The following is a 7,692-nucleotide window of genomic DNA, read 5'->3' as shown; positions in this document are numbered from 1 at the left end:
GCGGGACGGGGATCTGGCGGTCGACGTGGGGGCCCACGAGGTACGGCTGCGGGGGGAGGAGGTGATGCTGACGGCGCGGGAGTTCGACCTGCTGGCGTACCTGATGCGTAATCCCCGGCAGGCGTTCAGCCGGTCGGCGCTGCTCGATCAGGTGTGGGGGTGGTCGTTCGGGGACTCGTCGACGGTGACGGTGCACGTGCGGCGGCTCAGGGAGAAGATCGAGCCCGATCCGACCGAGCCGCGCAGGATCGTCACGGTGTGGGGTGTGGGGTACCGGTACGAGCCGTTGGACGGCGGCGGGTCGTGATTTCGGCGCTGGAGCCTGCTCTTGGGACGGGTTTCTCTGCGGCGGGGCTTGTTCACGGGCGGGGTCTTCCGGCGGTGGGGCCTGTCCTCAGGGCGGGCTTCCTGGCGGGGGAGCCTGCGGCGGTGGCCGTCGGGGAGTTGCCGATGGTCGTGGCCGTGGCCGCCGGGCTCGGGCTGCTGGTCGCGCTGGCGGGCATCGGGGTGATGTGGCGGCTGCGTACCAGGTCCATCGGGGTGATGCTGGCCGTGGTCGTGGTGGTGGCCGTGGCGGCGACCCTGGCCGGGGTCGTGGCGATCATCATGCGGATGATCATCGAGGGGCCGGTCAAGGACTTCGTGCTGAGCGTGGTCGCGGTGGGCGGGCTGGTGGGGCTCGGAGTCGCGTTCGTGCTGGCCAGGCGGGTGGTCGGGGAGAGCAGGCGGCTCGTGTCCGCGGTGCGCGACCTGCCGTTCGTGGCGCCTCAGGGGCTGCCCGCCGAGCTCCAGACGATCGCGAACACGCTGGAGGAGGCGTACGCGCGGGAGCGGGCCCTGGAGGGCGCGCGGCGGGAGCTGGTCGCCTGGGTGAGCCACGACCTGCGTACGCCGCTGGCCGGCATGCGGGCCATGGCCGAGGCGCTGGAGGACGGGGTGGTGTCGGACGCCGAGACGGTCGCGAGATACCACGGGCAGATCAAGCTTGAGGTGGAGCGGCTGTCCGTGATGGTGGACGACCTGTTCGAGCTGTCGCGGATCCACGCCGGAGCGCTGCGGCTCTCGCGGGCCAGGATCGGCCTGGCGGACCTCGTCGCCGACACGCTGGCCGGGGCCGAGCCTCTGGCCAGGGCCAAGGGAGTGGTGCTGACGGCCGAGGCGGCGGCGGGCGTACCTGTGGAGGCCGACGCGGGGGCCTTGGGCCGGGCTCTGGGGAACCTGGTCGTCAACGCCATCCGGCACACGCCGTCAGACCGGACCGTGGTGCTGCGGGCAGGGGTGGATGACGAGGGGATGGCGTGCCTGTCGGTGACGGACTGTTGCGGGGGGATTCCCGAGGAGGATCTGCCCCGGGTGTTCGAGGTGGCTTTCCGGGGGGAGGCCGCTCGTACACCTACGGCCGACGGTGGGGCGGGGCTCGGCCTGGCCATCGCGCAAGGGATCGTGGAGGCGCATGACGGGGTGATCGGAGTGGTCAACGACGGGCCGGGGTGCCGGTTCGAGATCCGGTTGCCCCTGGTCGGCAGCTGACGTTCACCGCCTCCGCCCGGGCCGTCGCCCGCCCGTCCCTCCGACCTCTACTGCGTCCCTCTACTGCGTCCACCGCCTTGGCCGGCCGGCCGCTTGGACTGCTCGGGTTGCTCGGGCTGTGGCCTGCGCGGTCGTCCCGGGTGGCTGCTCGGGCTGTGGCCTGTGTGATCGTCCCCCGGGTGGCTGCTCGGGGCCGTGCCTGGCGCGCATGCTTTCAGGCGCTCTCGGGGAGGGACGGGTCGGCTGCGTCCAGAGAGGAGCCGAACGACTCCGACATCGCCCGAAATGTCGGGCAAGGCCAGCGCCACATGCAGCTCCGGCACCGCAAAATCGGGTGCGCGGTGTCGCTGGTGATGCCCCCCGCGTCCCGAGGCTGGTGGAGGTCGAGCAGCCTGAGCCCGAGCTCCGCGAACCTGAGCAGATCGGTGCGGGCGTCGGCGAGGAATTCGAGGTCCTCGACCGCGAGCTTGGTGCGGATGGGGACGTAGCCTTCGTGGTTCACCAGGCCGCGAAGGCGCCCTGCTTCGTCATGCCATGACGTGGCCTTGTCTGTGCGGATGAGGACGGACTCCAAACGTTCTCGGAGCCCCTGACGCTGGGGATCTTCGGGTCTGTCTGCATTCATCGACGCGGGGCCCGTCAGGCGTGCCCCTGCCCCTCCTTCGCCATGAAGCAGTGCCGGTTCCGGTGTCACGCTGTCAAGCTTCGCGTACTCTCCGTTTTCATGGAGCCCAAACGGAGGACAAAAACCTGTGCTTGCCCTATCGGCGTGACAACGTGACCGGAAGCCTTCGCGCCGCTAGCCTGCCCATGTGGAGCTCAAGGTCTCGACTCGATCACACGCCGGGTGCGCACTCGTTGCCATAACCGGAGAAATCGACCTGTACACGGCGCCCCACCTGCAGTCCGAGTTCACTCGGCTGCTGCAGGAAGGGCCTAGCCGGGTGGTCATCGACATGTCCGCCGTGGATTTCTGCGACTCCACGGGGATGAACGTGCTGTTGTCGGCACTCAAACGAATGAAAGAGCAGGGAGGGGCGCTCGAAGTGGCCGCCCCGCGTCCTGCCGTACGGAAGATTCTGCAGGTCACCGGGCTTGACTCGGTGTTCACCGTGCATGATGAGGTGCCGCAGGAGTTCCTCATAACCGAGGGATCATGACGGGATCCGCTGCAGGGGGCCGAGGTGGCCGCGGAGCCGCGTTCCGGGGTGAGGTCTCGCGCCTGCGCGCGGGCGGAGGTGACGCTCCGTGAGCGGCGATGACATGCGTGATGGCGACACTCGGGAGGGTGGCACGCGCGGTGGCGACACGGCGGTCATCATTCCGGCCGTCAACGAGGCTGCCCGTATCACGGCCACGATCAAGGCCGCCGCGGCCCTGCCAGGTGTGGACCTCGTCGTGGTCGTGGACGACGGCTCGTCGGACCGTACCGGCAAGGTGGCGCGCGCGGCGGGTGCTCGGGTGTTGCGGCACAGCCGTAACCGGGGCAAGGCCGCCGCGATGGAGACGGGCGCGGAGGCGGTCCGGCTCCTGGACGAGGACGCCGCCCCTCGCCATCTCCTGTTCCTCGACGCGGACCTGGGCGAGACGGCCGTTGCCGCGGCGCCCCTCGTCGAGCCCGTACGCGCGGGCAAGGCCGACATGACCATCGCCCAGTTCTCGACCCGGGTGAAGCTCGGCGGGCATGGCTTAGTCGTGCGCCTGTCGAAAGAGGGCATCCGCCGGGCGACCGGATACGAGCTCGCCCAGCCGCTCAACGGCCAGCGCTGCCTCACCAGAGCCGCGTTCGAGGCGGCCAGGCCGCTGGCGCACGGGTTCGGGGTGGAGACGGCGCTGACGATCGACCTGCTGCGCAAGGGGTACCGGATCGCCGAGGTCGAGGTGGAGATGGCGCACCGGGCCACGGGGACTGACTGGCGGGCGCAGCTCCATCGCGCCGTCCAGCTGCGGGACGTGGCGCTCGCCCTGGCCACGCGCGACCCCCTCATCACCGAGAACCTCGGCAGACGCCGCTCCGGCCGTTGACCTCCTCCGCGCCCTCGCCGCAGGGCCGGTGGGCAGTCTGGACGGCGGTGGCCGGCCAGGCTCTCCGCGACATGGGCCCGGACGCACCGGCCTGCACGATCACCGGGCCCCGGCCAGGTGGTCGGCGGCAGAGTGCGCTTCACCGACCAGCTATGGGTGACCTGCTTCATCCACAGGCCAGTCCGGCCAGGGCGGGTTGTCCACAGGTAGATGTCGCCGGGCCGAAGGCATGCCGCGAGTGTGCTGGAATTTCCCGGTGACTTCGGAGACGCGGCGGGAAAGGGCGCAAGGGCCGGTCCGAGCGCCGGCACGAGCCCTGGCACGGGTGCTGCCGTGGAGGCCCTCATCGGGGCTTTCGCGGGGGCGTTCGTGGGGCCGGTTCGCGCCGATCGCCGCGACGGTGGCCATCGGGGCCTCGATCCTGCTGACGATCGCCATCGGGCTTCTCGGTTCCTCTCCCATGGTGCCGGCCTTGGCAGGGCCGGGCTGGCAGCCTCCCTACTCCCTGGACGCCCAGCCGGCCCCGCACCTGACCATCGCCCTCGCTGTCGCGGCGATCGTCCTCGGTGGCGTCGGCCTGCTCGTGGCGCTCGCCGTCCTCCGCTCCGCCGTCCGAGCCGACTCACGGGCCTCGACCCCCTCTCCCACCGCTCCGGGACGCGCTGCCGCCGATGTGGAGCCCTCTGGCGCGGCTGACAGCGGGTTGCCCGGCAGGGCTGGTTCGCTGCCCTCTGCCGGCCCTGGTCCTCGGCTCTCCGCTACGGCTGACATCAGATCCCAGCGCGCGCCTGGGGAGCGTACAGAAGCTCCAGGAGAGCGGGGGGAAACGCCGGGAGAGCGTGAGGGCACAGAAGAAAGGCGCGCTGACGCTCTGGGTGGGGGCTCGAACGTGCTTGGCGGGCGTTGGGGCGTGCTGAGCGAGTGTCGTTGGGGGTTGCCGAGTGCGCGCCTGCTGGTGCTCATCGGGTGCCTGGCCGCCGCCGTCCTCGCGTTCCTGCCTCCCTCAGGCTCGGGCGACCACCTCAACTACGCCGCCTACGGCCGCATGGTGACCCTCGGCCTCAACCCCTACACCCATGGTGCGGTCGATCTCCCGGGCGATCCCATAGCCGACGCGGTGGAAGAGCCCTGGCGCGAGGAGTCGAGCGTCTACGGGCCCGTGGCCACAGCCCTGCAAGCGGTGGCGAGCTGGATCGGCGGCGACTCGCTCCGGCTGACGATATTCGTGCTGGCCCTGCTCAACTCGGCCGCCTTCATCGTGACGGGCCTCCTCATAGACCGTTTCACGAGAGACGACCCCGCCAGGCGGCTGCGGGCCGCCCTGCTGTGGACGGCCAACCCGCTGCTGCTCTACCACCTGGTCGCGGGCCTGCACGTGGACACGCTCGCCATCGCCTGCATGGTGGCCGCCCTCCTGGCCAGGAGCCGTCCCGTCGGCGCGGGTGCGCTGCTCGGGCTCGGAGTGGCGATCAAGGTGAACGCCGGCCTGGTCGCTCTCGGCCCGGCCTGGGAGCTTCGCAGGAGACCCCTCCGGCTGGCGGTCATGGCGGCGTGCGCGCTCGCGGTGGTGGTCATGGGATACGCCATCGTGGGTCCTGAAGCGATCACGACGGTGACGCGCACCAGCAAGTCGATCTCACACGCCTCGTTCTGGAAGCTGGTCCAGGGCTGGTTCCAGGCCGTTGTAGGCACGGGCAGCGCCTACCGGGGCGAGATCCAGATCGGCTCGCTGCTGGTGCTCGTGCTCGTCGCCTGGTCGTTGCTCCGCTGGGCCTCCCGCTCCGGACAGGCGAGCAGCCTCATCCCTGGTGGTCAAGTGGGCGGTCTCACCTCGGCGGGTGAGGCGAGTGGTCTCACTTCGGCTGGTCGGGAGAGCAGCCTCAACCCTGTCGGCCAGATGAGCGGCCTGACCCCTGCCGGCCTGACGAGTCACGTGGCGGATCGGGTGGGCAAGGGGACGTCACGGGTCGGGTCGCGTTGGGCGCGGTTGGGCACCGCCCAGGGCGGGCTGGAGGCGCCTGTTGTCGCGGCCGGGCTGGTCGTGGCGTACGTGTTCGCCACCCCGTACATCCTCCCCTGGTACGACGGGCTGGCGCTCGGGATGCTGGCCCTGGTCACGGCCTCCGCAGTGGACGGGTTCGTGGTCGCGCACCTGGTGGTCCTGTCGCTGGCGTACCTTCCGGCCCGGGTGGAAGGCCAGCCCGCAGACCTGGAATGGCTCAGAAGCGTGCTCAGGCCTCAGCTCGCGTGGGTGCTGCTGGCTCTGACCGTGGCTCTGGTCGTGTGGGCGTGGCGAGCTGCAAAGCGCGAACGCACGCCGCCAGCGTCAGCGGGACGGCCACTGTGAGCGCCATAGCGGGGATGGCGATGCCGGAGTCGTTCATGAGGAAGCCGACGAACGCGCACGTGAGTGCCCCGAACAGGCCTGCTCTGAGCGGCGGCGCCAGGTCGTAGGCCTGGCCGAGCGCTGAGGCGCCCCAGCGTGATGGACGGGCGAGCACCAGGAACAGGAACGCCAGCGCGACCAGCGAGAGGAGGGTCAGTGACCAGTTGCCGATGGTTACGCCGATCATGGCGCTGAGCTTGCGGCCGATGACGGTCCACGCCTGACCGTCCATGAGCTGCTGGACGAAGGCGCCCAGGTGGGTTCGCTCGGATTCGGGCCGCAGCCAGTCGAAAACCGAGATTGCGCCGATGAGCGCGGCCCCGATCAGGCCGACGATCAGGAGACGCAGCACCGATACGCGCTTGCCCGAGAGCAGTATGAGGAAGACCGCCAGACCGATCACGAACGCCGGTACACCGCCGAAGTCCGCACCCCACGACGGCCATCCGTCCGCGAAGATCGCGAATCCGCCGTACAGACCGCACACCGCCACGACCACGGACCTCGCCACACCCTTGCTGAGCAGCCACTGAGCCACCCCGGCCAGCCCCAAAATCGTGCCGGTCGCGTAGACGGCAAAGGCGATGTTGCTGAAGCCGTAGAAGCGTCCTCCGGTCACGGGCTCGTAGCCGGTCACGGCGTTCACCTGGAGCCGGGAGCCGGTCATGACGTCGATGAGGAGGGCGACGGAGGTGATGGCGGCGACCACGGTGAGCGGGCCGAGCACGTGAGCCCGCCACGGGCCGGCGAAGGCCACGGCGGTGATCAGGCCGGCGATGGCCAGGATGGTCACGATCACCGACAGCATCGGCACCGGGAGGGTCCACCAGGGGACGAGCTGGGCCAGGAACGTGGAGACGGCGATGGCGCCGCTGACGACGGCTACGGCCTGAATGGCCCGGAGGAGCTTGGAGGTGCTCGCCAGCTCGGTGGCCGGGGGCGTGGCCGCAGTCGCAGCGGTGGTGGTTGCCGTGCTCACGTCTGGAGCTGTGCCTGAGTCCTCTGCCGCGTCTGTACGGGTGTCTGGAGGTGTGTCTGGCCTCTTTGCCGCTTCTGTGCCTGTGTCTGTGGGCGTGGATGGGGTGGCTGGCGGCACTGAGGCAGGGGCGTGGCCGGTGGCGGGAAGGTCTGCGTCTGCCGGGTGGTCTGCGGTGGGCAGCGGGGTGGCGACGTCCTGGGGTGCCGTTCGGGGCGTGCCGGCGGCGGCGAGGGCTTCCGGGTGCCCTGTCTCGATGGTGCGGCCGGCGCGGCGGCGGCGTAGGGCGAGGGCGGAGAGGGCGTAGAAGAGGAGCTGGAGCGTCACGAGGACGGTGAAGAACGGGCCGCGTACCTCTCGAAGGACCTGGCTGGCCAGGTCCCCGTCCGCGAGTTCCGTCACCGTGTCCGCCGGGGTGGCGGGGGCGGGGCCGCCGGGTTGCCAGGTGCGGCCGACCACGTCCCGGGTGGCGGGCAGGCCGAGTAGCTGGATGGCGGTGGCGGTGAGGTCAGTGATCGTGACCAGGCCGTCCTGGCGGGTGGAGGTGGCGGTGAGGTGGCCGTGGGGGTACGGCTCGCCGGTCGGTGACGGGCCGGTGGCGATGGCGACGTGCAGGTGGGCGTTCGGCGTCACGTCGGAGATGCCGGCCACCAGGATCGTCGTGTCGGGTGGCAGCTTGCTGATCAGGGCGCTGATCTGCTGGTCCGCCCGGGAGACGGCTGCTTGGCGGTCTGCGGCGGGCATCGGGGTGGGGACGCCGTACTCGTCCAGGGGG

Annotated in this window: 7 protein-coding genes; 5 read left to right on the top strand and 2 right to left on the bottom strand. The window is 70.7% G+C overall.

Annotation, left to right across the window (positions count from 1 at the left end; translation table 11 throughout):
• Positions 1 to 307, top strand: a 307-nt coding sequence (locus ETD85_RS58105) for a winged helix-turn-helix domain-containing protein (protein WP_138698379.1), incomplete at its 5' end; no start/stop codon positions are given.
• A gap of 74 nt (positions 308 to 381) precedes the next feature.
• Complete coding sequence (locus tag ETD85_RS58100; protein ID WP_240780104.1) at positions 382 to 1,530, top strand: sensor histidine kinase; 1,149 nt, start codon at positions 382 to 384, stop codon at positions 1,528 to 1,530.
• Positions 1,531 to 1,744: 214 nt separating this feature from the next.
• Here ETD85_RS58100 and ETD85_RS58095 read toward each other — a convergent pair whose 3' ends face one another.
• Positions 1,745 to 2,032, bottom strand: coding sequence for a hypothetical protein (locus ETD85_RS58095; RefSeq protein ID WP_240780103.1), 288 nt, complete (start codon positions 2,030 to 2,032; stop codon positions 1,745 to 1,747).
• Positions 2,033 to 2,342: 310 nt separating this feature from the next.
• Here ETD85_RS58095 and ETD85_RS58090 point away from each other — a divergent pair, with 310 nt between their 5' ends.
• The 3 genes from ETD85_RS58090 (at position 2,343) to mptB (ending at position 5,902) form a co-directional block, all read left to right on the top strand.
• A complete protein-coding gene (locus ETD85_RS58090) occupies positions 2,343 to 2,690 on the top strand; it encodes an STAS domain-containing protein (RefSeq protein ID WP_138698378.1) in 348 nt (115 codons plus the stop codon).
• A gap of 103 nt (positions 2,691 to 2,793) precedes the next feature.
• A complete protein-coding gene (locus ETD85_RS58085; protein ID WP_138698380.1) occupies positions 2,794 to 3,555 on the top strand; it encodes a glycosyltransferase family 2 protein in 762 nt (253 codons plus the stop codon).
• Between the two features lie 229 nt (positions 3,556 to 3,784).
• Positions 3,785 to 5,902 (top strand): polyprenol phosphomannose-dependent alpha 1,6 mannosyltransferase MptB, encoded by a 2,118-nt coding sequence (gene mptB, locus ETD85_RS58080; protein ID WP_138698377.1) that lies wholly within the window; start codon positions 3,785 to 3,787, stop codon positions 5,900 to 5,902.
• Here the strand turns inward: mptB and ETD85_RS66460 are convergent.
• On the bottom strand, positions 5,787 to 7,692 hold a 1,906-nt coding region (locus ETD85_RS66460; RefSeq protein ID WP_240780102.1), incomplete at its 5' end, for a hypothetical protein. The genes mptB and ETD85_RS66460 overlap by 116 nt on opposite strands.

It is taken from the genome of Nonomuraea zeae (assembly GCF_005889725.1).
Taxonomy (GTDB): Bacteria; Actinomycetota; Actinomycetes; order Streptosporangiales; family Streptosporangiaceae; genus Nonomuraea; species Nonomuraea zeae.
Note: the sequence above shows the minus strand (reverse complement) of the source record. Positions and strands in the feature narration are given on the sequence as shown.